The sequence below is a fragment of the Streptomyces mirabilis genome (genome assembly GCF_039503195.1).
In the GTDB taxonomy this organism is placed as follows: Bacteria; Actinomycetota; Actinomycetes; order Streptomycetales; family Streptomycetaceae; genus Streptomyces; species Streptomyces mirabilis_D.
Window position 1 is genome coordinate 3032934 of the sequence record NZ_JBCJKP010000001.1, and the last position, 25032, is coordinate 3057965.

Annotated in this window: 23 protein-coding genes and 1 pseudogene; 11 read left to right on the plus strand and 13 right to left on the minus strand. The window is 72.0% G+C overall.

What is annotated here, in order from left to right; translation table 11 throughout:
- Window positions 1–57: 57 nt before the first annotated feature.
- From pepN to AAFF41_RS14420, 4 genes are all read right to left on the minus strand, one after another.
- Window positions 58–2556 carry an aminopeptidase N gene (gene pepN / locus AAFF41_RS14405; protein ID WP_319748290.1) on the minus strand — a complete coding sequence of 833 codons (2499 nt, stop codon included), beginning with the start codon at window positions 2554–2556 and terminating at the stop codon, window positions 58–60.
- Between the two features lie 97 nt (window positions 2557–2653).
- Window positions 2654–3202 (minus strand): response regulator, encoded by a 549-nt coding sequence (locus AAFF41_RS14410; RefSeq protein ID WP_343324045.1) that lies wholly within the window; start codon window positions 3200–3202, stop codon window positions 2654–2656.
- A 268-nt stretch (window positions 3203–3470) separates the two neighbouring features.
- A complete protein-coding gene (locus tag AAFF41_RS14415; RefSeq protein ID WP_319748292.1) occupies window positions 3471–3839 on the minus strand; it encodes a chorismate mutase in 369 nt (122 codons plus the stop codon).
- Window positions 3840–3873: 34 nt separating this feature from the next.
- The gene (locus AAFF41_RS14420; RefSeq protein WP_319748293.1) at window positions 3874–4734 is read right to left on the minus strand and encodes a helix-turn-helix transcriptional regulator; all 861 of its coding nucleotides are present in this window, start codon (window positions 4732–4734) and stop codon (window positions 3874–3876) included.
- Window positions 4735–4843: 109 nt separating this feature from the next.
- On the opposite strand from AAFF41_RS14420, the gene AAFF41_RS14425 reads away from it, so the two are divergent.
- Entirely contained in the window at window positions 4844–6613 is a 1770-nt protein-coding gene (locus AAFF41_RS14425; RefSeq protein WP_343324046.1) for a glycoside hydrolase family 35 protein, read from the plus strand.
- Between the two features lie 285 nt (window positions 6614–6898).
- Here AAFF41_RS14425 and AAFF41_RS14430 read toward each other — a convergent pair whose 3' ends face one another.
- On the minus strand, window positions 6899–7759 hold the full coding sequence (locus AAFF41_RS14430; protein ID WP_415925872.1) for a S1 family peptidase: 861 nt from the start codon (window positions 7757–7759) through the stop codon (window positions 6899–6901).
- A gap of 152 nt (window positions 7760–7911) precedes the next feature.
- Here AAFF41_RS14430 and AAFF41_RS14435 point away from each other — a divergent pair, with 152 nt between their 5' ends.
- Together AAFF41_RS14435 and AAFF41_RS14440 are read left to right on the plus strand one after the other, a co-directional pair.
- Window positions 7912–8808 carry a hypothetical protein gene (locus AAFF41_RS14435; RefSeq protein WP_319748296.1) on the plus strand — a complete coding sequence of 299 codons (897 nt, stop codon included), beginning with the start codon at window positions 7912–7914 and terminating at the stop codon, window positions 8806–8808.
- 96 nt (window positions 8809–8904) lie between these two features.
- Window positions 8905–9963: pseudogene (locus tag AAFF41_RS14440) on the plus strand (ankyrin repeat domain-containing protein); the annotation flags it as partial.
- A 41-nt stretch (window positions 9964–10004) separates the two neighbouring features.
- Here the strand turns inward: AAFF41_RS14440 and AAFF41_RS14445 are convergent.
- Window positions 10005–10922 carry an SDR family oxidoreductase gene (locus tag AAFF41_RS14445; protein ID WP_343324047.1) on the minus strand — a complete coding sequence of 306 codons (918 nt, stop codon included), beginning with the start codon at window positions 10920–10922 and terminating at the stop codon, window positions 10005–10007.
- The gene (locus AAFF41_RS14450) at window positions 10919–11689 is read right to left on the minus strand and encodes an SDR family oxidoreductase (protein ID WP_343326290.1); all 771 of its coding nucleotides are present in this window, start codon (window positions 11687–11689) and stop codon (window positions 10919–10921) included. Before AAFF41_RS14450 ends, AAFF41_RS14445 begins: the two co-directional genes overlap by 4 nt.
- Before the next feature lie 108 nt (window positions 11690–11797).
- Between AAFF41_RS14450 and AAFF41_RS14455 the strand changes: the two genes are divergently transcribed.
- From AAFF41_RS14455 to AAFF41_RS14475, 5 genes are read left to right on the plus strand one after another with little or no spacing between them, the layout of a single operon-like run.
- Window positions 11798–12562: an enoyl-CoA hydratase family protein gene (locus tag AAFF41_RS14455; RefSeq protein ID WP_319748299.1), complete on the plus strand. Its 765-nt coding sequence runs from the start codon at window positions 11798–11800 to the stop codon at window positions 12560–12562.
- A complete protein-coding gene (locus AAFF41_RS14460; protein WP_319748300.1) occupies window positions 12559–13422 on the plus strand; it encodes a CoA transferase subunit A in 864 nt (287 codons plus the stop codon). Before AAFF41_RS14455 ends, AAFF41_RS14460 begins: the two co-directional genes overlap by 4 nt.
- On the plus strand, window positions 13419–14189 hold the full coding sequence (locus AAFF41_RS14465; RefSeq protein ID WP_319748301.1) for a CoA-transferase subunit beta: 771 nt from the start codon (window positions 13419–13421) through the stop codon (window positions 14187–14189). Before AAFF41_RS14460 ends, AAFF41_RS14465 begins: the two co-directional genes overlap by 4 nt.
- Window positions 14189–15253: an NAD(P)H-dependent flavin oxidoreductase gene (locus AAFF41_RS14470; protein ID WP_343324048.1), complete on the plus strand. Its 1065-nt coding sequence runs from the start codon at window positions 14189–14191 to the stop codon at window positions 15251–15253. Before AAFF41_RS14465 ends, AAFF41_RS14470 begins: the two co-directional genes overlap by 1 nt.
- Window positions 15250–15891 (plus strand): SIMPL domain-containing protein, encoded by a 642-nt coding sequence (locus AAFF41_RS14475; RefSeq protein ID WP_343324049.1) that lies wholly within the window; start codon window positions 15250–15252, stop codon window positions 15889–15891. The genes AAFF41_RS14470 and AAFF41_RS14475 overlap by 4 nt, the downstream gene beginning before the upstream one ends.
- A 14-nt stretch (window positions 15892–15905) precedes the next feature.
- Here AAFF41_RS14475 and AAFF41_RS14480 read toward each other — a convergent pair whose 3' ends face one another.
- The 3 genes from AAFF41_RS14480 to AAFF41_RS14490 are packed head-to-tail and all read right to left on the minus strand — an operon-like array spanning window position 15906 to window position 18540.
- Window positions 15906–17063, minus strand: a complete 1158-nt coding sequence (locus AAFF41_RS14480) for an acetyl-CoA C-acetyltransferase (protein WP_319748304.1) — start codon at window positions 17061–17063, stop codon at window positions 15906–15908.
- A 34-nt stretch (window positions 17064–17097) separates the two neighbouring features.
- Entirely contained in the window at window positions 17098–17709 is a 612-nt protein-coding gene (locus AAFF41_RS14485) for a TetR/AcrR family transcriptional regulator (RefSeq protein WP_097284263.1), read from the minus strand.
- Between the two features lie 39 nt (window positions 17710–17748).
- Window positions 17749–18540 carry an SDR family oxidoreductase gene (locus tag AAFF41_RS14490; RefSeq protein WP_343324050.1) on the minus strand — a complete coding sequence of 264 codons (792 nt, stop codon included), beginning with the start codon at window positions 18538–18540 and terminating at the stop codon, window positions 17749–17751.
- A gap of 46 nt (window positions 18541–18586) precedes the next feature.
- Between AAFF41_RS14490 and AAFF41_RS14495 the strand changes: the two genes are divergently transcribed.
- Window positions 18587–19732, plus strand: coding sequence for an acyl-CoA dehydrogenase family protein (locus tag AAFF41_RS14495; protein ID WP_319748306.1), 1146 nt, complete (start codon window positions 18587–18589; stop codon window positions 19730–19732).
- On the plus strand, window positions 19732–20700 hold the full coding sequence (locus tag AAFF41_RS14500; protein WP_319748307.1) for an acyl-CoA dehydrogenase family protein: 969 nt from the start codon (window positions 19732–19734) through the stop codon (window positions 20698–20700). Before AAFF41_RS14495 ends, AAFF41_RS14500 begins: the two co-directional genes overlap by 1 nt.
- Here the strand turns inward: AAFF41_RS14500 and qcrB are convergent.
- The 3 genes from qcrB to AAFF41_RS14515 form a co-directional block, all read right to left on the minus strand.
- On the minus strand, window positions 20675–22336 hold the full coding sequence (qcrB, locus tag AAFF41_RS14505) for a cytochrome bc1 complex cytochrome b subunit (protein ID WP_319748308.1): 1662 nt from the start codon (window positions 22334–22336) through the stop codon (window positions 20675–20677). The genes AAFF41_RS14500 and qcrB overlap by 26 nt on opposite strands.
- Window positions 22337–22647: 311 nt before the next feature.
- Window positions 22648–23205, minus strand: a complete 558-nt coding sequence (locus AAFF41_RS14510) for a HutD/Ves family protein (RefSeq protein ID WP_319748309.1) — start codon at window positions 23203–23205, stop codon at window positions 22648–22650.
- Window positions 23202–23921 (minus strand): vWA domain-containing protein, encoded by a 720-nt coding sequence (locus AAFF41_RS14515; RefSeq protein WP_319748310.1) that lies wholly within the window; start codon window positions 23919–23921, stop codon window positions 23202–23204. Before AAFF41_RS14515 ends, AAFF41_RS14510 begins: the two co-directional genes overlap by 4 nt.
- A gap of 156 nt (window positions 23922–24077) precedes the next feature.
- On the opposite strand from AAFF41_RS14515, the gene AAFF41_RS14520 reads away from it, so the two are divergent.
- Window positions 24078–25025: a rhomboid family intramembrane serine protease gene (locus AAFF41_RS14520; RefSeq protein WP_343324051.1), complete on the plus strand. Its 948-nt coding sequence runs from the start codon at window positions 24078–24080 to the stop codon at window positions 25023–25025.
- Window positions 25026–25032: the final 7 nt, after the last annotated feature.

Below are 25032 nucleotides of genomic sequence, written 5' to 3' on the forward strand. Positions count from 1 at the left end.
AGACCGGGGGCGGGCGGGGAATCGGGGCGTAGCCCCGCCCGGGCCACCGGCCGTCCGTTATGCGGTTCGCACCTTCAACGCCCGTGCCAGGTCGTCGAGTTGGTCGACGAGTTTGCGGCGGAGGGCGGGGATGGGGTCGCCGTCACGGAGGCACGCTTCGCCGAGGGCGAGGGTTTCGGGGGCGACGGCGTGGACGGGGAACGCGTAGCGCCCGGCGGCATCGGCGATGGCGGGGCCGCGACGCGCGGAGACGGCGACGGCGTCGGCCCAGTAGCGCTCGACGTACTCCCGGACGAGGTGGGTCTGTTCGGGCTGCCAGAAGCCCTGGGCGGTGGCGGTGAAGAGGTAGTTGGAGAGGTGGTCGGAGGTGAACATCTCCTCCCAGGCGCGGCGCTTGGCCTCGGGGTCGGGCAGCGCGGCGCGACAGCGGGCGGCGCCTTCCTGGCCGGTGGCGCTGGGGTCCTGGACGAGTTCGGCCTCGATGACGGCGTCGTCGATGGCGCCGAGGACGGCGAGCCGGCCGAGGATGCGCCAGCGCAGTTCGGGGTCGAGTTCGGGTCCGCCGGGGACGGTGCCCTCGGAGAACCAGGCACTGATGGTGTCGGGGTGGGCGGCGACGTCGATGTAGTGGCGCACGGCGGTGAGGCGCAGGCCGGGGTGGGAGCCGTCCTCGGTGCGGCGGATGAGGTCGCGGCAGAGGTCGGTGAGGGTGGCGAGGGCGGTCGGGCGGTCCTCGGCGGGGAGGTAGCGGTCGGCGACCTGGGCGGCGGCGAACGACAGGACGCCCTGGACGAGGGCGAGGTCACTCTCGCGCGGGAGGTGGGCGCGGGCGGCGTCGATGTAGGCCATGGCGGGCAGTTCGCCGTCGCGGACGGAGTCGCGCAGGGCGTTCCAGACGACCGCTCGGGTGAGGGGTTCGGGCAGTCCGGCGAGGGCTGTGCGCACGGTCTGGAAGGACTCGGGGTCGAAGCGGATCTTGGCGTAGGAGAGGTCGCCGTCGTTGAGGAGGAGCAGGGCGGGGCGCTTGCCGATCGCGGTCGGCTCGGTCCCCGGGACGTCGGCTTCGATGCGGTCGCGCAGGGTGAGGCGGCCTTCGACGCCGAGGTCGTTGTCGTAGAGGCCCACGGCGATGCGGTGCGGGCGGCTGCCGTGGTGTTCGACGGTGAGGGTGTGGGTGCCGTCGGGTCCGGCGGTGAGGGTGGGGGTGAGGGTGTCGACGCCGGTGGTGCGCAGCCAGGAGTCGGCCCAGGCGTGGACGTCGCGTTCGGTGGCGGAGGCGAGGTTGTCGATGAAGTCGGCGAGGGTGGCGTTGGCGAACTTGTGGCGGGCGAAGTGGGTGTTGATGCCGGCCAGGAAGTCCTTCTCGCCGAGCCAGGCGACGAGTTGGCGCAGGGCGGAGGCGCCCTTGGCGTAGGAGATGCCGTCGAAGTTGAGCATGGCGGACGCGGTGTCGGGGACGGCGTCCGGGTCGGGGGCGACGGGGTGGGTGGAGGGACGCTGGTCGGCGTCGTAGCCCCAGGGTTTGCGGGTGACGCCGAAGTCGGTCCAGGTGTCGGTGAAGCGAGTGGCTTCGGTGAGGGTCTGGTAGCCCATGTACTCGGCGAAGGACTCGTTCAGCCAGATGTCGTCCCACCAGCGCAGGGTGACGAGGTCGCCGAACCACATGTGGGCCATTTCGTGGGCGATGACCATGGCGCGGGTCTGGCGTTCGGTGTCGGTGACGGCGGAGCGGTAGACGAACTCGTCGCGGAAGGTGACGAGGCCGGGGTTCTCCATGGCGCCGGCGTTGAACTCGGGGACGAACGCCTGGTCGTAGGAGTCGAAGGGGTAGGGCTCGTCGAACTTCTCGTGGTACCGGTCGAAGCAGGCGCGGGTGACGTCGAGGATCTCGTCGGCGTCGGCGTCGAGGTAGGGGGCGAGCGAGCGGCGGCAGTGGATGCCGAAGGGCAGGCCGCGGTGCTCGGCGCGGACGGAGTGCCAGGGGCCGGCGGCGACGGCGACGAGGTAGGTGGAGATCAGCGGGGTGGGGGCGGCCTGCCAGCGGCCCTCTCCCACATGTTCGGTGACGCCGTTGGCGAGGACGGTCCAGCCGTCGGGGGCGGTCACGGAGAGTTCGAAGACGGCCTTCAGGTCGGGCTGGTCGAAGGCGGCGAAGACGCGCTGGACGTCTTCCATGAACAGCTGGGTGTAGAGGTAGGTCTCGCCGTCGGTGGGGTCGGTGAAGCGGTGCATGCCCTCGCCGGTGCGGGAGTAGCGCATCCGTGCGTCGACGCGCAGTTCGTGCTCGCCCGCGGTGAGGCCCTTGAGGGGGAGCCGGTTCTCGTCGAGGGTCTCGGGGTCGAGGGGCTGTCCGTCGAGGGTGACGGAGCGCAGTTCTGCGGGCTTCAGCTCGACGAAGGTGTCCGCGTCGGCGCGGGCGGTGAACCGGATGACGGTCAGGGAGTCGAAGGTCTCGTCCCCGTGGGTCACGTCGAGTGCGATCCCGTAGTGGTGGACGTCGAGGAGCTGGGCACGGGTCTGCGCTTCGTCGCGCGTCAGTACGGACATGGGGGACATGCTGCCTGATGGCTCGGACAGGACACAGGGCAGGCCCGGTATGCGGCGTTTGTTCGGCACGGTCACGGCGGGATCGGCGTCCTCAGGCGGTGCGGTCCTACTCCCGTGCCTCGAGTGCCTCCCGTGAGCCCCGTGCGTCGGTGTGGCCGTCGCGTGGTGGGCGGACGCGGGTGTCGTGGTGGAGGCGGCCCGGGGCGCGCGGTGAGGCGCGTTCCTCGGTCCGGGCGCGTAACTCGCGTACCTCCGCCTCCAGGGCCCGGCGGCGCTGGTGGGTGTCGTACAGGTAGCGGACCTTGGTGCGCAGGGTCCAGGGGTCGACGGGTTTCATGACCAGGTCGGCGACGCCGAGGGCGAACGCGGTGGCGGACAGTTCGGTGTCCGGTCCGTAGCCGGTGAGCAGGACGACCGGGATGTGCTGGGTCTGTTCGACGCGGCGCATGTAGCGCACGACGTCGAGGCCGCTGACGCCGGGCATGCGCACGTCGAGGAGGAGCAGTCCGACCTGGCCGCGCAGCACTTCCTTGAGGGCGTCGTCGCCGCTGGTCGCGCGGGTCACGAGGTGGCCCAGCGGGGCGAGGGCGCTTTCGAGCGCGTACAGCGTGTCCTCGTGGTCGTCGACGATGAGGATCTTGGCATCCGACGGCATGGCCCGACGTCCCCTCGATCGGCCACATGCCGGCCCGGGCCGGTACGGGCGGGGGCGGTGCCGCGGACGGCGGGTGCCACGAGTGGCGGGTGCCACGGGTGGCGGGTGCCACGGGTGGCGGGTGCCACGGGTGGCGGGTGCCACGGGTGGCGGGTGCCACGGGTGGCGGGTGCCCTGGAGCCCGTACGGACGGTCGGCCGGCATGTGCCATTGGCCTGACACCTGACAGGGAGTGCTCACGCAGGATGCACGCTGGGGGCACCCGGTGTCACTCCCCCGTGGCCGCCGCGCCCCGCCCGGCACCGTCCGCGATGCTCTCGTGGTGCCGGATGACCTCGGCGATGATGAAATTCAGCAACTTTTCCGCGAAGGCCGGATCCAGCTTGGCGCTCTCGGCGAGGCGACGCAGCCGGGCGATCTGGTGGGCCTCGCGGGACGGGTCGGCGGGCGGCAGCTGGTGGGCGGCCTTGAGGTGGCCGACCTGTTGGGTGCATTTGAAGCGTTCGGCGAGCATGTGGACGACGGCGGCGTCGATGTTGTCGATGCTGTCGCGCAGCCGAGCGAGTTCCGCACGCACGGCGGGGTCGACCTCGCCGCCCGCCCCGTCGTTCGTGTTGCCGGTGTAGCTGGTGGTCATGAGGAGCAACTTTACGTGGCGTGCGGGGGCTCGATCATGGCGGATCGTCGGGGTCGGGCATGCGGTCGCTCCAGCCGCCGGGGAGAGCGCGGCCCTGCTGTTCGCGGAAGCGGACGGGGGCCATGCCGACACGGCGGGTGAACAGACGGGAGAAGTAGGCGGGGTCGTCGTAGCCGACGCGTCGGGCGACCGCGGCGACGGGGAGTTCGGTGGCGGCGAGGAGTTCCTTGGCGCGGCCCAGGCGGATGCCGAGGAGGTAGTCCTTGGGGCTGCGGCCGGCGCCGCGGCGGACGGCGACGCGCAGTTCGGCGGGGGTCATGCCGTGCCGGGCCGCGTGCTCGGCGACGGACAGTGGCTGGAACGCGTCACGGGCGAGGGCGTGCAGGACGGGGTCGCCGTCGGGGGCGAGGTCGGCGCGGGCGCGGCGCAGGGCGACGAGAAGTTCGTGGACGGCGGCGCCGGTCTCGACTTCGAGGAGGGGGTTGCCGCGGCGGGCGGCGCGGGCGATGCGGCCGACGGTGGCACGGGCGCCGGTGGCGTCGGAGAGCGGCACGACGGGGCGGTCGGGTTCGATGTAGCCGAGTTCGGTGTACGTGGCGGTGGCCGGCCCGGTGAAGTCGACGAAGCACTCGTCCCAGCTGGGGTCGGGTCCGTAGTGGTGGGGTACGCCGGGCGTGAGCCACAGCAGGGCGGGCGCGGTGACGGTGTGGTGGTGTCCGTCGGGGCCTCGGAACCAGCCGCCGCCCGCGCTGACGACGACGGCCACGTGGTGGTCGAGGGTGCGGGGCCCGACGGTGGGCAGTTCTCCGTGCTGCAGGCCCACGCCGAGGCAGACGAGGCCGAGCCGGTGGTGGACGGGAGCGGGGGAGAAATAGCGCATCCAGGTGTGGTGCATCCGCGCGCCTCCCCTCCTCCGCGCCCCCGCCGCCGGCGTCACTCTTTGGTCCAACCAGGGCTGATCTTTGTCCATGGACGCGGCCGCCGCCAGAGGTGAGGGTGAGCTCATGAGCGAGTTCACGGTGGGGGACACGGATTTTCTGCTGGACGGGCGCCCGGTGCGGCTGCTGTCCGGCGCGTTGCACTACTTCCGGGTGCACGAGGGGCAGTGGGGGCATCGGCTGGGGATGCTGCGGGCGATGGGGCTCAACTGTGTGGAGACGTACGTCCCGTGGAATCTGCACGAGCCGCGCCCGGGCGAGTACCGCGACGTCCAGGCGCTGGGCCGGTTCCTGGACGCCGCGCGGGAGGCGGGCCTGTGGGCGATCGTGCGACCCGGCCCGTACATCTGCGCGGAGTGGGAGAACGGGGGGCTGCCGCACTGGCTGACGGGGAGGCTCCGCACCAGGGACGAGGAGTACGTGGGGCCTGTGGAGCGCTGGTTCCACCAGGTGCTGCACGAGATCGTGCCGCGGCAGATCGACCGCGGCGGTCCGGTGCTGATGGTGCAGGTCGAGAACGAGTACGGAAGTTACGGCTCCGACCAGGTGTATCTGCGGCGCCTGGCGGACGTGCTGCGGGCCGAGGGCGTGCGCGTTCCGCTGGTCACCTCGGACGGTCCCGAGGACCACATGCTCACCGGCGGTTCGATCCCCGGTGTCCTCGCGACCGTCAACTTCGGCTCCCGCGCACGCGCGGCCTTCGAGGTGCTGCGCCGGCACCGGCCCGAGGGGCCGCTGATGTGCATGGAGTTCTGGTGCGGCTGGTTCGACCACTGGGGCGGCGAGCACGTCGTACGGGATGCGGGGGACGCGGCACAGGCGCTGCGCGAGATCCTGGAGTGCGGGGCTTCGGTCAATCTGTACATGGCGCACGGGGGTACCCACTTCGCGGGCTGGGCGGGGGCGAACCGGGGCGGGGGCGCGCTGCACGAGGGCCCCTTGGAGCCCGACGTCACCTCCTACGACTACGACGCGCCCATCGACGAACTCGGGCGTCCCACCGAGAAGTTCTGGCGCTTCAGGGAGATCCTGGGCGCCTACGCGGACGGGCCGCTGCCGGAGCTGCCGCCCGCGCCCGCGCCGCTCGGTGCGGGCGCGGCCGTGGACCTTCGGGAGTGGGCCGCCCTGGACGCCGTACTGGAGACACTGGGCGGCCGGGACGCCGAGTACCCCGTCCCGCCCACCTTCGAGGAACTGGACGTCGACCGGGGCCTGGTGAAGTACGAGGTGACCGTCCCCGGTCCGCGGGGGCCGTACCCCCTCCTGCTGCGCGGGCTGCGGGACCTGGCGGTGGTGTACGTCGATGGTGTGGCGGCCGGTGTGCTCACCGAGGACGATCCGGGGCTCAAGGAGCCTGTCGCGGGGCACGCGCGCGTGGAGGCGTGGGTGGAGTCCCTGGGGAGGGTCAACTACGGTCCGCGTTCGGGTGAGCCGAAGGGCATCACCGGGGGGATGCTGCACGAGCGTCAGTTTCTGCACGGAGTGCGGGCGCGGGGGCTGCGTCTGGACGCGTTCGACACCGGGGGCGTGGGGCGGGTGCCGTTCGGGGGGCTGCCTGCGGAGGGCGGGCGCGGGCTGTACCGGGGCACCGTGGAGGTGCGTGGCGCCGGGGACGCCTTCCTCGAACTCCCTGGCTGGACACGGGGGTTCGTATGGGTCAACGGGTTCTGTCTCGGGCGGTACTGGTCGGTGGGGCCGCAGCGGTCGTTGTACGTTCCCGGGCCGGTGTTGCGTGAGGGTGCCAACGAGGTGTGGCTCCTGGAGCTCCAGGAGCCGTCGCCGACGGCGCCGGTCCTGAGGCGCCCTGACGCGGCTGCGCCGACGCCGGGCCGATGAGCCTCGGCCGACCGAGGCTTTCAAGGGCGCGGGGAACGGCGCGCCCAGCCCCCACCGCCCGACAGCCGAAGAACTTCCGGCGGCCGGGGGATGTGGGGCGCAGCCCCACCCCAGGGGCGCGGGGAACGGCGCGACCAGCCCCCACGCACCCGCACCCGAACGACCACAGCCGGACGGGGAACCGGGGCGCAGCCCCGGCCGAGGGGCGCGGGGAACGGCGCGACCAGCCACCGCTCACCCGCACCCGCACCCAAGCAACTCACCCAGGATCGGGGGGCGCAGCCCCTACAGGGTGGACGCCGCTCTGGCTATGTCGGCGGCGAAGGTCGAGACCTCGGAGTACACCCCGGGATACCCCGGCTCCGCACAGCCCTGCCCCCAACTGACGATCCCGACCTGGATGAACGCCCCCGAGTCGTCCTTGCGGAACATCGGCCCACCGGAGTCACCCTGGCACGTGTCGACCCCGCCCTGCTGCACGAACCCGGCGCAGATCTCGTCACCGGGCACGAGGTCGCTGCCGTACGCCTGCTGACAGGTGGCGTCGCTGACGAAGGGGACGGTGGCCTTGAGGAGGTAGCGCTGCTGGGCACCGCCCTCGCGCGCGGCCCCCCACCCGGCGATGGTGAAGTTGCCGTTGTTGTACGCGGTGGTGGTGGCGATCTTCAGTGTGGGCTGGTTGACGGGCGAGGCGAGCTTGATCAGCGCCCAGTCCTTGCCCTTGCCGTTGTAGCCGGGCGCCTGCAGCACCTTGGTCGACTTGACCTTGATCGCACTGCTGCTCTGCAGGTCGACGACGCCGGCGGTGGCGGTGATGGAGGTGTTGTTGCCGGAGCCGCTCACACAGTGCGCGGCGGTGAGGACGATCTGCTGGGTGTAGAGCGCACCGCCGCAGCCCATGGAGAGCCGGACCATGAACGGGAACTCTCCCTGCGCCGCGCGGGTGCCGCCGACGACGGGCGTGGGCGCGGCCTGCGCGGAGACGGGCTGGAGCGAGACGGTGGCGAGGGCGACGGCGCCGAGGGCGAGGACTCTCTTGATGCCCGTGAACTTCTTCGAAGACTTCAACGTGCTTCCTCTCGTGGGGGGTTGGAAGCCCCGCGGGGGCACACCGAGGCCGCACGACACGACAGCCGTCGCACGCATCGAGTGACATGCACCCGCCAAGCCTTTGCGAATTATTTAGACGCGGGGGCGCTCCGACAAGGACCCCATTTCGGCCAGCCGCGCCCCGCCGCCCACCGGAACGGCGCTTAGAGTGGAATGCAGGAGGCCCGGCGTCTTCAGGGGGTACGGACGTGGCGAACGGCGGACCCGTCGAGCACGGCTTCCCGCATCTGGACACGGTGCGGGCATCGATCACCGCGCTCTACAAGCGGCTCTCGTACGACACCATCCACACCTTCGCGACCAGCGTGGCCCCTGCCGACGTGGCCTTCGGCGACATCGACGACCTGCATCTGGGCGCGCAGCGCGTGGCCCGCGAGATGGTGCACCACTACCACCTCCCGGACGCCCGGCTGATCATCGGCTTCCGCGAGATGACCCAGGCGGCCAACGTCGAACTCACTGCGGGCCCCGAGTACTTCGTCGAGCTGAACGACCGCTTCCGCTCCCATCGCCGGGACATCGGCGCGGCCCTCGCCCACGAGGTGATGCACGTCTATCTGCACCGCCTCGACCTCTACTTCCCCGGCACGCGCGACAACGAGATCCTCACGGACACCGCGGCGACCTACCTCGGCGCGGGCTGGCTGCTTCTCGACGCCTACCGGGAGGACGCCGACTCCTCACAGAAACTCGGCTACCTCACCCCGGAGGAGTTCGGCTACGTCCTCGCCAAACGTGCCCTGGTCTTCGACGAGGACCCCTCGATCTGGTTCACCAGCCCGCAGGCGTACACGGCGTACACGCGAGGCATGGCGCAGGCGCGCCGTGACGAGCAGCAGCCCCCGCTGACCGCGGCCGGCTGGGCGGGCCGCCGCCGCTACGCGAAGGACCGGCGGCACGCCCAGGACCACCACGCAGCGGGCCCGCACCCGGGTGTCCCCTACGCGTTCAGCCCCGACAGCCGCGGACCCCTGCGCGTCTCCTTCCCCTGCCCGACCTGCCACCAGCGGATCCGCGTGCCGGTCCGGGGCCGGGTACGGGCGCGCTGCACGCTGTGCAGGACGGTGCTGGAGTGCGACACGTAGGACATGCGACGCACGCGGGCGGCGTGTGGGGGGAGGTGAGACACAACACCCCCAAAGACTTTGCCTCTCGCGTCCTTCGCGAGCGAGGGTCGAAGGATGAGCACGAACGACCCCGCGGCACACCTCTTCACGGCTGTGCACGAGGGTGACGAGGACGCGGTGGTACGGCTGCTGCGCTCCGGTGTGAGCCCGGACGCGGTGGACGAGGACGGTCAGACGGCGCTGTATCTCGCGGCGGTGAGCGACCGGCCCGGCGTCGCACGACTGCTGCTGGTGGCCGGCGCCGCGCCCGACCGGCTCAGCCAGGGCACGGACGCGCCGCTGTGCGGGGCGGCGTGCGGTGGGCACACGGAGGTCGTACGCGCCCTGCTGGCGGCCGGGGCCGCGCCGGACACGGTGGAGGAGTTCGGGTTCACGGCGCTGACGTGGGCGGTGCGGCTGGGGCGGGTCGCGGTGGTGAGGGAGCTCCTCGCGGCGGGCGCGGACCCCGACCGTCCGGGCCCGACCGGTGAGCCCCCGCTCGTCGCGGCCGCCCGCCGGGGCTCGCCCGGCTGTGTACGCGCCCTCCTGCGGCACGGAGCGCGGGCGCGGTCGGCGGCGCTCGCCGAGGCCCACCGCCGGCTGACCGCCGATGGGGAGACCGAGGTGCGCGCGGGCCTGGAGGAGACCTGGGGCCCGGGCCGTCCCTCCGTCACCCACCGCTACCCGGAGGACGGTGGCACCACCGTGGAGGTCCAACTCCTCGACCCGGCCGGGAATCCCGTCGCGAGCAACGACCAGCAGACGGGCCACGCCGCGATAGCGACCCTCCTCGAATCCGCCCTCGGCATCACCGCGCCCGCCGCCGAACTGGCCGCCCGCGCCCTGCGTCCCGCCGATCCCGGCAACGACGACTGGACCGAGGCGGCGACGGCGCTGGGCCTGCGCGGCGACGAGGAGACGTTCCGGGCGGCGGTCGAGTGGTGCGCCGCCCCCGACCCCCTGCGCCAGGCCTTCGGCGCGGACGTACTGGGCCGCCTGGGCAACCCCCACGGCCTGCCGATCCTGCGCGTCCTCACCGGCGCGACCGACCCCGTGATCCGCGACCGGGCGGCGACCGCGCTGGCACGGCTGGACTCCCCGGCCCGTCCGGTCCTTGAACCACGCGCCCACAGGGATACGTCCTCCGGGATCGTCCGCACGGATGGAGGCGCCCCCTACCCCGCCCCGTACACCGCCCCCGGAACCTCCGCCTCCGCCAACAGCTTCAGGGCCGTGTCGCCGGCCTCGGACGGGGTCCAGCGGGCGCCCTTGTCCGCGGTGGGGCCCGGCCGCCAGCCCTCCATGACCGTGATGCGGCCGCCCTCGGTCTCGAAGACGCGGCCGGTGACTCCGGTGCTCGCGCTCGCGCCGAGCCAGACGACGAGGGGGGAGACGTTCTCGGGGGCCATCGCGTCGAAGGAATCGGCGTCGGGGGCCGCCATGGTGTCCGCGAAGGTGCGTTCGGTCATCCGGGTGCGGGCCGCGGGGGCGATCGCGTTGACCTGGACTCCGTAGCGGCCCAGTTCGGCCGCGGCGACCAGGGTCAGGCCGATGATCCCGGCCTTGGCGGCACTGTAGTTGCCCTGTCCGACCGAACCCAACAGACCCGCCCCGCTGCTGGTGTTGACGACCCTGGCCCGGGGCGTGCGACCGTCCTTCGCCTCCGTCCGCCAGTGCGCCGCCGCGTGCTTCAGCGGCAGGAAGTGGCCCTTGAGGTGGACGCGCAGCACGGCGTCCCAGTCGTCCTCGTCGAGGTTGACGAGCATCCGGTCGCGCAGGAACCCCGCGTTGTTGACGAGGGTGTCCAGGCGTCCGTACGTCTCCAGCGCGGTGCGTACGAGGGAGGCGGCGCCCTCGGTGGTGGCGATGTCGCCGCTGTGGGCCACCGCCCGTCCGCCCGCCGCCCGGATCTCCTCGACGACCCGCGCGGCCGGGCTGTCCGGGCCGGGCGTGCCGTCGAGGCCCACCCCGAGGTCGTTCACGACGATCCGCGCCCCCTCGGCGGCGTACGCGAGCGCGTGCGCGCGGCCGAGTCCGCGCCCGGCGCCCGTGACGATCACGACCCGCCCCTCGCACAGCAGCGGTCCACTCATCTCAGTCCTCCTGGGGCCTGTCCGGACGTGCCGGGCTTGTTGGCGGTCGCCGCGTCCAGGAAGGCGGGCCGCTCGCCGCCGCCGTGGACGAGCAGCGAGGCCCCGCTGACGTACCTCGCCGCGTCCGAGGCGAGGAAGACGGCGGCCCCGCCGATGTCGGACGGGTCGGCGAGGCGGCCCAGCGGGACGGTGCGGGAGACGGCCGCGATGCCGTCCTCGCCGCCGTAGTGCAGATGGGAGAGTTCGGTGCGGACCATGCCGACGACGAGGGTGTTGACCCGGACGTCGGGAGCCCACTCGACGGCCATCGAACGGGCCAGGTTCTCCAGGCCCGCCTTGGCCGCCCCGTAGGCCGCCGACCCGGGCGACGGCCGCGCCCCGCTCACGCTGCCGATCATCACGATCGATCCCCGGGCCCGCCTGAGGTGCTCGTACGCGGCGAGCGAGGCGGTCAGCGGCGCGACGAGGTTCAGCTCGATCACCCGCGCGTGGCGCCCGGCGTCCGCCTCCGTCAGTGGCCGGTAGGGCGCGCCGCCCGCGTTGTTGACCAGCACGTCGAGCCGGGGCAGCGCGGCGAAGAAAGCGTGCACGGCGGCCGGGTCGCGGAGGTCCACGGACACGAACTCCGTGCCCTCCAGCGGTACGTCGGGGGGTCTGCGGGCGCAGACCACCACGTCCGCGCCCGCCTCGACGAACGCCCGGGCGATCCCGGCCCCCACCCCACGGGTGCCGCCCGTGACGACGACGGTCCTGCCCCCGAGATCCAGGTTGTCCACAGGGCCTCCCGCCCGGATGCATTCACTGCTAGCTTCGAGAGTGCGCCTAACAAACGTTTGGTGGAATGGTCCTGAGGTGGAAAGGTAGCTGATGCGTCCATGGGTGTCTCCACCTCGTCCCCGGAAAAGGGGATTTCCGTCGTCACGGTCGACTTCCCGCCGGTGAACGCGCTGCCGGTGCGCGGCTGGTTCGACCTGGCCGACGCCCTGCGCGCGGCGGGCCGCGACCCCGGCGTCCGGTGCGTCGTGCTGACGGCCGAGGGGCGCGGTTTCAACGCGGGCGTGGACATCAAGGAGATGCAGCGCGAGACCAGGGACAGTGGGGGCCATCGCGCACTCATAGGGGCGAACCGCGGCTGTTTCGAGGCCTTCGCCGCGGTCTACGAGTGCGAGGTCCCCGTCGTCGCGGCGGTGCACGGCTTCTGTCTGGGCGGCGGGATCGGGCTGGTGGGGAACGCGGACGCGATCGTGGCGAGCGAGGACGCCACGTTCGGCCTGCCCGAGCTGGACCGCGGCGCCCTCGGCGCGGCCACGCATCTGGCCCGCCTGGTCCCGGGCCACCTGGTGCGCGCGCTGTACTACACCTCGCGCACGGCGACCGCAGCCGAGCTGCACGCGCACGGCTCGGTGTGGCGGGTCGTGCCGCGCGGGGAACTCCTGGGCGCCGCGCTGGAGCTGGCGCGTGAGATCGCCGCCAAGGACGGCGAGCTGATCCGGCTCGCGAAGGCCGCGCTCAACGGCATCGACCCCGTGGACGTGCGCCGCAGCTACCGATTCGAGCAGGGCTTCACCTTCGAGGCGAACCTCGGCGGGGTCGCCGACCGTGTCCGCGACACCTTCGGAAAGGAGGAGGTCGACAGGTGAGCGACAAGACGATGACCACCGACGAGGTGGTCTCCCGGCTCCACAGCGGGATGACTCTCGGCATCGGCGGCTGGGGCTCGCGCCGCAAGCCGATGGCCCTGGTGAGAGCACTGCTCCGCACCAAGATCACCGATCTCACCGTGGTGTCGTACGGCGGCCCGGACGTCGGCCTGCTCGCCGCCGCGGGCCGGATCCACAGGCTCGTCACCGCCTTCACCACCCTCGACTCGATCCCGCTCGAACCGCACTACCGGGCGGCGCGCGAGCGCGGGGCGTTCGAGCTGACGGAGGTCGACGAGGCGATGTTCATGTGGGGCCTGCACGCCGCCGCGAACCGCCTGCCCTTCCTCCCCGTCCGGGCCGGGCTCGGCTCGGACGTGATGCGGGTCAACCCCGGCCTGCGGACGGTCACTTCGCCGTACGCCGATGCCTCCTCGGGGGTACGGGAGGAGCTCGTCGCCATGCCCGCCCTGCGCCTGGACGCGGCCCTGGTGCACATGAACCGCGCCGACCGCCTGGGCAACGGCCAGTATCTGGGCCCGGACCCGTACTTCGACGACCTGTTCTGCGAGGCGGCCGACGCCGCGTACGTCTCGTGCGAGCGCGTGGTCGACACGGCGGAGCTCACCAAGGAGGCCGCCCCGCAGACGCTGCTGCTGAAGCGGTCGAGCGTGACGGGCGTGGTCGAGACTCCGAACGGCGCGCACTTCACGTCCTGCGCCCCCGACCACGGACGCGACGAGCCCTTCCAGGAGCTCTACGCCACCACGCCGTACGCCGAGTTCGCCGCGCGCTTCCTCGCCGGCGACGAGCAGGCCTACCAGTCCGCCGTACGGGCCTGGCACAAGGAGCAGCGATGAGCCCCGCGTCCACTCCCGCCCCCGGCGCCCCCGCAGCCGCGGTCACCCGCGCCGAGTACTGCGTGATCGCCTGCGCCGAGGCCTGGCGGGACAACGGCGAGGTCCTCGCCAGCCCCATGGGCCCCATCCCCTCCATCGGCGCCCGTCTCGCCCAGCGCACCTTCTCCCCCGATCTGCTGCTGACCGACGGCGAGGCGATGCTCGTCGGCCTCGACGGCACTCCGGAGGGCTGGCTGCCGTACCGGCGGCACCTGGCCATGGTCACCGGCGGACGTCGGCACGTGATGATGGGCGCGAGCCAGCTCGACCGCTTCGGCAACCAGAACATCTCCTGCGTCGGGGACTGGTCCAGGCCCACGCGCCAGCTGCTCGGCGTGCGCGGCGCGCCGGTCAACACCCTGAACAACCCGACCAGTTACTGGGTCCCCAGGCACTCGCCGCGCGTCTTCGTCGAGCGGGTCGACATGGTGTGCGGGGTGGGGTACGACCGTGCCGCCGCCGCGGGCCCGAGCGCCACCCGTTTTCATCGCATCCCGCGCGTGGTGAGCGACCTCGGTGTCTTCGACTTCGCCACGTCCGACCACTCGATGCGGCTCGCCTCACTGCACCCGGGCGTCACCGTGGAGCAGGTGCGGGAGGCGACGGGCTTTGAGCTGTCGGTGCCCGACGAGGTGCCCCGCACCCGTGAACCGACGCCCGAGGAACTGAGACTGATCCGCGAGGTCATCGATCCGGGCGGCGCCCGGGATCGAGAGGTCAGGAGCTGATGGAGACCGCGCTCACCCGCCTCGTCGGTGTCCGTCACCCCGTCGTGCAGACCGGTATGGGCTGGGTCGCGGGCCCCCGCCTGGTGTCGGCGGCGGCGAACGCGGGGGCGCTGGGCATCCTGGCCTCCGCGACGATGACCCTCGACCATCTGAGAGAGGCCATACGCGAGGTCAGGTCCCGTACGGACGCGCCGTTCGGGGTGAATCTGCGCGCCGACGCCGGGGACGCGGGCGAGCGGGTACGGATCATCGTCGACGAGGGGGTACGGGTCGCGTCCTTCGCCCTCGCGCCCTCCCGCGAGCTGATCGCCGAGCTGAAGGAGGCGGGCGTGGTCGTCGTCCCCTCCGTCGGTGCGCGCCGGCACGCCGAGAAGGTGGCCGCCTGGGGCGCGGACGCGGTGATCGTGCAGGGCGGCGAGGGCGGCGGCCACACCGGCGAGGTCGCGACGACGGTGCTGCTGCCGCAGGTGGTGGACGCGGTGGACATCCCGGTGGTCGCGGCGGGCGGTTTCCACGACGGGCGGGGACTGGTCGCGGCGCTGGCGTACGGGGCGGCGGGCATCGCCATGGGCACCCGTTTCCTGCTCACCTCGGACTCGACGGTCCCGGCCGCGGTGAAGGCGATGTACCTGGCGGCGACGGTCAGGGACGTCACGGTCACGACGGCCGTGGACGGCCTCCCCCATCGCATGCTGCGTACGGACTTCGTCGACTCCTTGGAGAGGTCCGGCCGCGCGAGGGCCCTCGCACAGGCCGTCCGCCGGGCCGCCGGGTTCCGGAGGCTGTCCGGGCTCTCCTGGTCGCGGATGGTTCGCGACGGTCTCGCCATGAAGCACGGCAAGGAGCTGACCTGGAGCCAGGTACTGCTCGCCGCGAACACACCGATGCTCCTGAAGTCGTCGATGGTGGACGGGCGCACGGACCTGGGGGTGATGGCCTCGGGACAGGTCGCGGGGCTGATCGAGGACCTGCCGTCGTGCAAGGAACTGGTCGACCGGGTGATGGCGGAAGCCCGGGAAACTCTCGGTGCCCTGGCGGTCGTGGGTGCTTCCATGCCCGGATGACTCAGACCATGGATGAGCCGTGGGGCCTCAGTGTGTTCGGTGCGGGAAGCGTGCGGGCGGAACCTCAGCTGGTGTGGGTGAAGTTGGCGGTCGACGTGCTGGAGCCGTCGCCCGACAAGGCGTTCCAGGAGGCGGGCTCGGCGGTGTCCCGCCTGCGCGAGACACTGCGCGGACACGGGATACCGGACGCGTCGGTCTCCGGATCCAAGCTGTCGTTCCAGTCCGAGTACGACGGCTACGGAACCGGCCGCACGTTCCTCGGCTACCGCTGCCAGGCCTCGTACGTCATCGAGATCGAGACGATCGACGACCTGCAGCGGCTCATCGTCGACGCGGTCGACGCGGGCGCGAACCGGGTCGACGACGTCGTCTTCGACGTACGCGACAAGCCCGCGCTGCGCGACGAGGCCCGGCGCCGGGCGGTGGACGCGGCCCGCCGCAAGGCGGAGGTGTACGCGGAGGCGGCGGGCGTCCCGCTGGGCACGGTGCTGCACATCCAGGACGTGGACGCCGAGTCGTGGGAAATGCGCGGTCCCCGGGGACACGGCGGTGGCGGCGAAAGCTCGGAGGGCGACCTGGCACCCGGCATGGTCGAGGTCCACGCGGGCGTACTGCTGGGCTTCTCGCTCGGCCGCTGACGCCCGCCCGGGCCTCAGAGCAGTTCGATGATCGTCACGTTCGCCTGGCCGCCGCCCTCGCACATCGTCTGGAGGCCGAAACGGCCGCCGGCGCGCTCCAGTTCGTGCAGGAGCGTCGTCATCAGCTTCACGCCCGTCGCCCCCAACGGATGCCCCAGGGCGATGGCGCCGCCGTTGACGTTGACCTTCTCCGGGTCGGCGCCGGTCTCCTTGAGCCAGGCGAGGACGACCGGGGCGAAGGCTTCGTTGATCTCGACGAGGTCGATGGCGTCGAGGGACATGCCGGTCTTCTTCAGGGCGTACGCGGTGGCCGGGATGGGCGCGGACAGCATGCGGATGGGGTCCTCGCCGCGTACGGAGAGGTGGTGGACGCGGGCGCGCGGGGTCAGCCCGTGCTCCCGTACCGCCCGCTCGGAGGCGAGCAGCATCGCGGCGGCGCCGTCGGAGACCTGGGAGGAGCAGGCGGCGGTGATGGTGCCGCCCTCGACGACCGGCTTCAGGCCCGCCATCTTCTCCAGTGAGGTGTCCCGGCGCGGGCCCTCGTCGGCGGTGACCTCGCCGTAGGCCACGGTCTCGCGGGCGAAGCGGCCCTCGTCGATGGCGCGGATCGCCCGCCGGTGCGAACGGAGGGCGAACTCCTCCTGGTCGCGACGGCTGATGCCCCACTTGGCGGCGATCATCTCGGCGCCGGCGAACTGGTTGACGGGCAGGTCGCCGTAGCGCGCCCGCCAGCCCTCGCTGCCCGCGAAGGGGCCTTCGGTGAGGCCGAGGGGTTCGGCGGCCTGGCGGGAGGCGAAGGCGATGGGGATCTGGCTCATGTTCTGCACTCCGCCCGCGACCACCAGGTCCTGGGTGCCGGACAGGACGCCCTGGGCGGCGAAGTGCACGGCCTGCTGGGAGGAGCCGCACTGCCGGTCGACGGTGACGCCCGGCACCTCCTCGGGGAGTCCGGCCGCCAGCCAGCAGGTGCGGGCGATGTCCCCGGCCTGAGGCCCCACGGTGTCCAGACAGCCGAAGACGACGTCCTCCACGGCGGCCGGGTCCACTCCGGAGCGCTCGACCAGCGCCTTGAGGACGTGCGCGCCGAGGTCGGCCGGGTGGACACCGCTCAGGCCTCCCCCGCGCCGCCCGACGGGCGTACGGACCGCTTCGACGATGTAGGCCTCGGCCATGACAACTCCCTCGCAGACATGGGGTATCGCAGGGCTATTCGCGTACGGAGATGCCGTCCAGCACCATCGACAGGTACTGCCGGGCGATCTCCTCGGGGCTGTGCTGTCCGCCGGGCCGGTACCAGGACGCGGCGACCCACACGGTGTCGCGCACGAAGCGGTAGGTGAGCCGGATGTCGAGGTCGGCCCGGAAGACCTCGGCGGCCACGCCGCGCTCCAGCGTGCTCAGCCACGCCTTCTCGAAGTTGCGCTGCGAGTCGGCGAGGAAGGCGAAGCGCTGCTGGGCGGCGAGGTGCCGGGACTCCTTCTGGTAGATGGCGACGGCGGCACGGTGCCGGTCTATCTCCCGGAACGACTCGGTGACCAGGGCCTCCAGCGTCCGGCGCGGGCCGAGTTCGGCGTCCAGGACGGCGTCGTAGCCCTCCCAGAGCTCGTCGAGGAAGGTCCGCAGGATCTCCTCCAGCATCGATTCCTTGGAGTCGAAGTGGTAGTAGAGGCTGCCCGCGAGCATCCCGGCCTCGTCCGCGATCTTGCGTACGGTGGTGGCGTTGTAGCCCTGCTCGGCGAAGACCTCGGCGGCGGTGTCGAGGAGTTCGCGGCGCCGCTCGGGGGTTGCGGTCACCTGGGGCTTCTTCTTGGTAGGCACGGCTCCATTGTGGTCCCAGGGGTGCCGGCCGACGACGCCCTACGCATGTTGGCTGCTGACGGAGACGACTTCGCCGGTCATGTACGAGGAGTAGCCGGACGCCAGGAACACCATCACGTTGGCCACCTCCCAGGGCTGCGCGTGGCGGCCGAAGGCCTCGCGGCCCGTCAGTTCCTCCAGGAGCTCGGGCGTGGTCACCTTCACCAGGTGCGGGTGCATGGCGAGACTCGGTGACACCGCGTTGACGCGCACCCCGTACTCGGCGGCCTCGACGGCCGCGCACCGGGTGAGCGCCATGACGCCCGCCTTGGCGGCGGCGTAGTGCGCCTGACCGGCCTGGGCGCGCCAGCCGACGACGGAGGCGTTGTTGACGACGACTCCGCCGCCGCCCTGGTCCCGGAAACGGCGCAGGGCGGCCCGGGTGCACCGGAACGTGCCGTTCAGTGTCACGTCCAGCACTCTCGACCACTGCTCGTCGGTCATGTCGACGAGGGCACAAGTGCCGCCGAGGCCGGCGTTGTTGACGACGATGTCCAGGCCGTCGTGGAGCTCTCCCGCCAGCGCGAAGAGCGCTTCCACCTGCTGCTCGTCCGTCACGTCGCACGGCAGCGAGGCGACGTTCGCCGCGCCGAACTCCGCGGCGAGGGCCTCTTCGCTCTCCTTGAGGCGGCGGACATGGGCGTCACTGATGACCACCCGCGCCCCCTCCTCCAGGAACCTGCGCGCCGTCGCCCCGCCGATGCCCGCGCCCGCGGCGGCGGTGATGACGGCGGTGCGCCCGGTCAGCAGCCCGTGCCCGCTGACGTACACCGGACTCTCGACGTCGCTCATACGTCCACGCTAACCTACCAAACACTTGTTAGGGAAGGTGCTGCCGATGGATCTGACCCTCTCCCCCGCCGACGAGGCCTTCCGCGCCGAGGCCCGGACCTGGCTCGCCGCCCATGTGCCACGGACGCCCCTCCCGTCCCTGGAGACCGAGGAGGGCTTCGCGGCGCACCGCGTGTGGGAGGCCGAACTCGCCGCGGACCGCTGGTCGGTGGTGTCCTGGCCGCGGGTGTACGGCGGCCGGGACGCGGGCATCGTGCGCTGGCTGGTGTTCGAGGAGGAGTACTACGCGGCGGGCGCGCCGGGCCGGGTCGGCCAGAACGGCATCAACCTCCTGGCGCCCACCCTCTTCGACCACGGCACGGAACGACAGCGCGCCCGGATCCTGCCCTCCATGGCCAGCGGGGAGGTCGTCTGGGCGCAGGCGTGGTCCGAGCCGGAGGCGGGATCCGACCTGGCCTCGCTCACCTCGCGCGCGGTGCGTACGGACGGGGGCTGGCTGCTGAGCGGGCAGAAGACCTGGTCGTCGCGGGCCGCCTTCGCCGACCGCGCGTTCGGTCTCTTCCGCAGTGAGCCGGGCACATCGAGGCCCCATCAGGGCCTGACCTATCTGATGTTCGACCTGCGCGCGCCCGGGGTCACCGTGCGCCCCATCGGCCGCCTGGACGGCAGACCGGCCTTCGCCGAGGTCTTTCTCGACGAGGTCTTCGTCCCGGACGAGGACGTGATCGGCGAGCCGGGCGGGGGCTGGCGGGTCGCCATGTCGACGGCGGGCAACGAACGGGGGCTGACGCTGCGTTCACCGGGCCGCTTCCTCGCCGCCGCGGACCGGCTGGAGGCCCTGTGGCGCAGCCGCGCCGACCCCTCGGACACGGCGCTGCGCGACCGGGTGGCCGACGCGGTGATCGGCGCCCGCGCCTACCAGCTCTTCACCTACGCCAACGCCTCCCGCTTCCTCGACGGCGCGGCCGTGGGCCCGGAGGCCAGCCTGAACAAGGTCTTCTGGTCCGAGTACGACATCGCGCTGCACGAGACGGCCCTCGACCTCCTCGGCCCGGACGGCGAGTCGGCGGACACGGACTGGTCCGAGGGGTACGTCTTCTCGCTCGCCGGTCCGATCTACGCCGGCACCAACGAGATCCAGCGCGACATCATCGCCGAGCGCCTGCTCGGCCTCCCGAAGGGCCGCCGCTGATGCGCTTCCTCCTCGACCCGCAGCAGCGGGCGTTCGCCGACTCGCTGGACGCGATGCTGACGGCCGCGGACACCCCGTCGGTCGTACGGGACTGGAGCCGCGGCGACCACGGCGGCGGCCGTGCGCTGTGGTCCCGTATCGCCAAGGTCGGCGTGTTCGCGCTCGCGGTGCCGGAGGCGTACGAGGGGATGGGCCCGCATCCGGTGGAACTGGCCGTGGGCTTCGTCGAGTTGGGACGGCACGCGGTGCCCGGCCCGCTGGTGGAGACGGTCGCGGCGGCCGCCCTGCTGGCCGGGCTGGCGGACCCCCTGCCCGCCGGGCGGCTGCTCCCTTCGCTGGCCTCGGGCGAGGCGTCGGCGACGCTGGCCCTCGACGGGGCGTACGCGCTGGACGGCGACGCGGCGACCACCCGGCTCGCCCTGGCCGCCGGCGGACTACGGCTGGCCCCCGGCCACGGCCCGGTACGCGCCTCCCTGGACCCCGCCCGCCGCCTCACCCCCCTCGCACCCGGCGGTGAACTGCTTTCCACCGCCCCTCCCGTCGCCCATGCCCTCGTCTGGGCCCGGCTCGCCACCGCCGCCCAGGCGCTCGGCGTCGGTCTCGCACTCCTCGACCGGACCGTCGCGTACGTCAGACAGCGCACCCAGTTCGGCGTCCCCGTCGGTTCGTTCCAGGCGGTGAAGCATCGCCTCGCCGACGCGAAGATCGCCCTGGAGTTCGCGCGGCCGCTGCTGTTCGGCGCGGCCCTGACGATGGCGCCCGCCGACGTGGCCGCGGCCAAGGTCACGGCCTGCGAGGCCGCGTACGCCACCGCGCGCACGGCGCTCCAGTTGCACGGCGCGATCGGCTACACCGCGGAGTACGACCTGTCCCTGTGGCTGGCCAAGGCCCGTGCCCTGCGTACCGCGTGGGGCACCCCGGCCGAGTGCCGGGCCGAGGTGCTCAGTGGTGGTGCTCGCCGCCGGTGAGCTCCCGGTACTCCTCCGGCGTCGGCTTCGGGATCTGGGTGTCGGGCCCGTACATGGCGCGGGCGAGCCGGGCGCGCAGCCTGCGGCCGGGGCCGACCCGGCGGGTGACGCCGTTGGCGTCCACGAGCGGTCCCACCTCGTACGGCGGGGGCTGCTCGTGCTGGGTGAGCGTGAACCGCTGCGCCGGTGTGAGCGGTTCGTGCACCTCGACGTACTCGCCGTGCGGAAGCATCCGGATGACGCCGGACTCCCTTCCGTGCAGCACCTTGTCGCGGTCCCGTCGCTGGAGTCCCATGCAGATCCGGCGCGTGACGACGAAGGCGAGGGCCGGGGCGACGAAGAAGGAGATCCGTACGAACCAGGTGATGGCGTTGATGGAGAGGTGGAAGTGGGTGGCCCACAGGTCGTTGCCACCGCCGACCAGGAGCACTCCGTACAGCGTCAGCCAGGCGACACCGAGCCCGGTGCGGGTGGGGACGTTGCGCGGCCGGTCCAGGATGTGGTGTTCCCGTCTGTCCCCGGTGATCCACGCCTCGATGAACGGGTAGACCGCGATGGCGGTCATGATCAGCGGGAAGAGGGAGAAGGGGATGAACACACCCAGTTGGAGGGTGTGGCCCCACGCGTTGATCTCCCATCCCGGCATCACCCGGATGAGCCCCTCGGAGAAGCCGAGGTACCAGTCGGGCTGCGCGCCGGTCGTCACCAGGTCCGGCCGGTAGGGGCCGAAGGCCCAGACGGGGTTGACGGTCGCGATCGCCCCCATCAGCGACAGCACCCCGAAGACGAGGAAGAAGAACCCGCCCGCCTTGGCCATGTACACCGGCATGAACGGCATCCCGACGACGGACTTCTGGTCGCGTCCGGGCCCCGGGTACTGCGTGTGCTTGTGGTAGAAGACCAGGATGAGATGGGCGACCACCAGGCCCAGCATGATGCCCGGCAGCAGGAGGACGTGGATCGGGAAGAAGCGCGGAATGATGTCGTGGCCCGGGAACTCGCCTCCGAAGAGGAAGAAGGAGAGGTACGTTCCCACGATCGGGACCGACAGGATCGCGCCCTGGGCGAAGCGGACGCCGGTGCCGGAGAGCAGGTCGTCGGGGAGCGAGTAGCCGGTCAGGCCGGTGATCAGGCCGAGCATCAGCAGGGTCCAGCCGAACAGCCAGTTGACCTCGCGGGGCTTGCGGAACGCGCCGGTGAAGAAGACGCGCATCATGTGCACGAGCATCCCGGCGAGGAAGACGATCGCCGCCCAGTGGTGGATCTGCCGGACCAGGAGTCCGCCGCGCACCTCGAAGCTGATGTGGAGGGTGGACTCGTAGGCGCGGGTCATGAGGATGCCGTTGAGCGGTTCGTACGGGCCGTGGTAGACGACCTCGGAGGCGCTCGGCTCGAAGAAGAGCGTGAGGTAGACGCCGGTCAGGATCAGGATCAGGAAGCTGTAGAGGCAGACCTCGCCGAGCATGAAGGACCAGTGGTCCGGGAAGACCTTGCGCATGTTGGCCTTGGCCAGCGCGTAGAGGCCGAGGCGTCCGTCGGCCCAGTCCGCCAGCCGCTCGCCCCCTGGCGTCTCGTCCCTTCGCCCCGCACGTGAAGTTCCTTGCCCCCGACCGGAGTTGATCTCTCCCGCGCCCATGGGTCACCCCCTCGGCCCACCAGGGTGGCACGACACCTCCCCGAAGCCAACGGCGCGTCACTCCCCACCTGTCTCTCGCCCCCGCCGCCCCTACCCGTCCCATCCCTGGGGGCTCGGCCCCCAGGCCCCCGGGTGGGCTCTCGACCTGCGGGCGGGCGGGGGCCGATCGCGCAGTTCCCCGCGCCCCTGAGAGCCTCAGCCCGTCCGGCGTTTGAGGACGAGGCCGTTCAGGCCGATGCGGGGGTCTGGGGGCGCAGCCCCCAGGGGACGGGAATGGGTAGGGGCGGCGGGGGCGAGACCCGGGCGGTGGCTCAGGCAGCCGGGGGGAGGGTGATCACGGCGGTGTGGGCGGTTGCGTGGAGTGTTGTCTTCTCGTCGGTCAGGAGCACCGCGTCGTGGCGCCCGAGGGTCACCCCGGCCGCCTCGGCCGCGCCGTCGAGGGCGACGATCAGGACGGCCGGACCCGCCGGGAGGGCGAGGGGCCGCCCGGGAGCGGCGACCGTGACGGTGGGCGTCGCGGCGCCCCGGTGCCACATGACGTTGAGATTGACGACCGGCCCCCCGAGGAGGCGGCAGCCGGTCGGCAGGTCGCCGGGGAAGCGCTGCGGGACGAACCGCGTGGCGACCCGGCGCCGTTCACCGCCGACCGTCAGGTCCATCCCCGCCCCCTCGACCATGGTGAGGATCCGGTCCACGTCGGCGAACGCCGAGAACGGCCCGTCGGAGCCGACGTCGGCCAGACTCACCCGCCACTCGAAGTCCCCCATGTCCGCGCCCTCGGGCCGGGCGACGATCTCGCGCGTCACCCCGCCACCGTTCTTCCACGGCACGGCCACCCGCCCGGCCGCCGGCAGGACACGCACGGTCACCGGACGATCCCCCGCTCGCGCGCGGCCGTCAGCCACTGGGGGAAGTCGCCCACGATCCGGTCGTACAGCTCGGCGTCGGAGACCTTCCGAGGCTGCGAACCCGCGTGGAAGAAACCGGCGTTGTCGACGACCCGCTTCTGCGGCACCGGCAGCTCGTCAAGTTTGCGCAGGAACTCGAACTGCTTGCTGTCCGGGTCACCGAACCCTATGAACTGCCAGAACAGCGGAAGCTTCGCCGCCTTGCACAAGTACCTCTCGGCGGCGAGCTTGTTGATGGGGCCGCCGTCGGTCTGGAAGACGACCAGGGCGGGGTCCGTGGAGCCGCTGTCGAGGTAGTGGTCGATGACCGCGTCCATGGCCAGGTGGTAACTGGTCTTCCCCATGTGACCGAGCCCGGCCACGATCTTCTCCACCCGGCCCTGATGGTTGTCGAGCGCGATGTCCGTGACCACGTCGATGTCCGTGGAGAAGAAGACGACGGGGACGGTGCCGTCGTCGTCGAGGTGCGCCGACAGGCCGAGCACCCGGTCGGCCAGCGCCTGCACACTGCCGTCCTTGTAGTACGGCTTCATCGACCCGGAGTAGTCGACGACCAGGTACACCGCGGCCCGCTGTCCGCTCAGCCCGTGCTTGGTGAGGGAGACACCGGCGCTCTTGTACAGACTGACCAGCGCGGGCGCGGCCTCCTCCACCTTGGTGAGGCTGATTCCGGCCATGCGGGGCTCCCATCGCACGAGTGTTGCGGAAACGCCGAGATTACGGCACCGGCAGCCCCTGCCCTCCCCCTCCCACATGGGCGTTCGCTATTTTGTTCGCCGCCGACCCCACCGGCTCATCGTCCCCCTGATCTCCGTACCCGCGAGGAGCCGGTCGTGGAATCCGAATCCACTGAATCCGCCGAGTCCACCGAATCCGCCGTCACCACCTGTCATCGCCACCCCAAGGTGGAGTCCCATGTGCGCTGCACACGGTGCGACCGCTACATCTGCCCGGACTGCATGCGTGAGGCGGCCGTCGGTCACCAGTGCGTGGAGTGCGTGAAGGAGGGCGCCAGGACGATCCGGCAGGCCCGCACGGCGTTCGGCGGCCGTATCTCGACCGTGCCCGTGGTGACGTACGTCCTGATCGCGCTCAACGTGCTGGCCTATGTGGGCGAGGTGGTGCGCCCGGCGATCGTGGACCGGTTCGAGATGCTGGGCGCGGCGCTGACGGGGCCCGACGGCGGGCACTACCTCTGGCAGGCCCAGTACCCCTCCGACTTCCACCCGGAGGGCGTGGTCGACGGGGAGTGGTACCGGATGCTGACCGGCGCGTTCCTCCATCTGCCGCCCACCGAGGGCACGTCCGGGATTCTGCACATCGTGATGAACATGGTCTCGCTGTGGAACCTGGGCCGGGTGGTGGAGGCCCAGCTGGGCCGGATCCGCTTCGTCACGCTCTACCTGCTCTCGGCCCTCGGCGGCTCGGTCCTCGTGCTGGTGATCGCGCCCTCCACGCCCACGCTCGGTGCGTCGGGTGCCATCTTCGGGCTGGGGGCCGCCTACTACGTCATGGCCCGCCGGCTCGGCGCCGACATGAGCGCCGTCAACCGTTTCATGGCGGGCCTGCTCCTGTGGCTGCTCATCTCGGCGGGACTCACCTCCTGGCAGGGCCACCTCGGCGGACTGCTGGCGGGTGGGGTGGTCACGCTCGCCTACGCGTACGCGCCCCGGGACCGCCGCCGTGCGCTCGTCCAAGCGGCCGTGTGCGCCGCGCTGTTGGCGCTGCTGGTGATCACGGCCGTCGGAAAGGTGTCCGAGCTGACGAGCGGAGCGGTCTGAGCGCTCC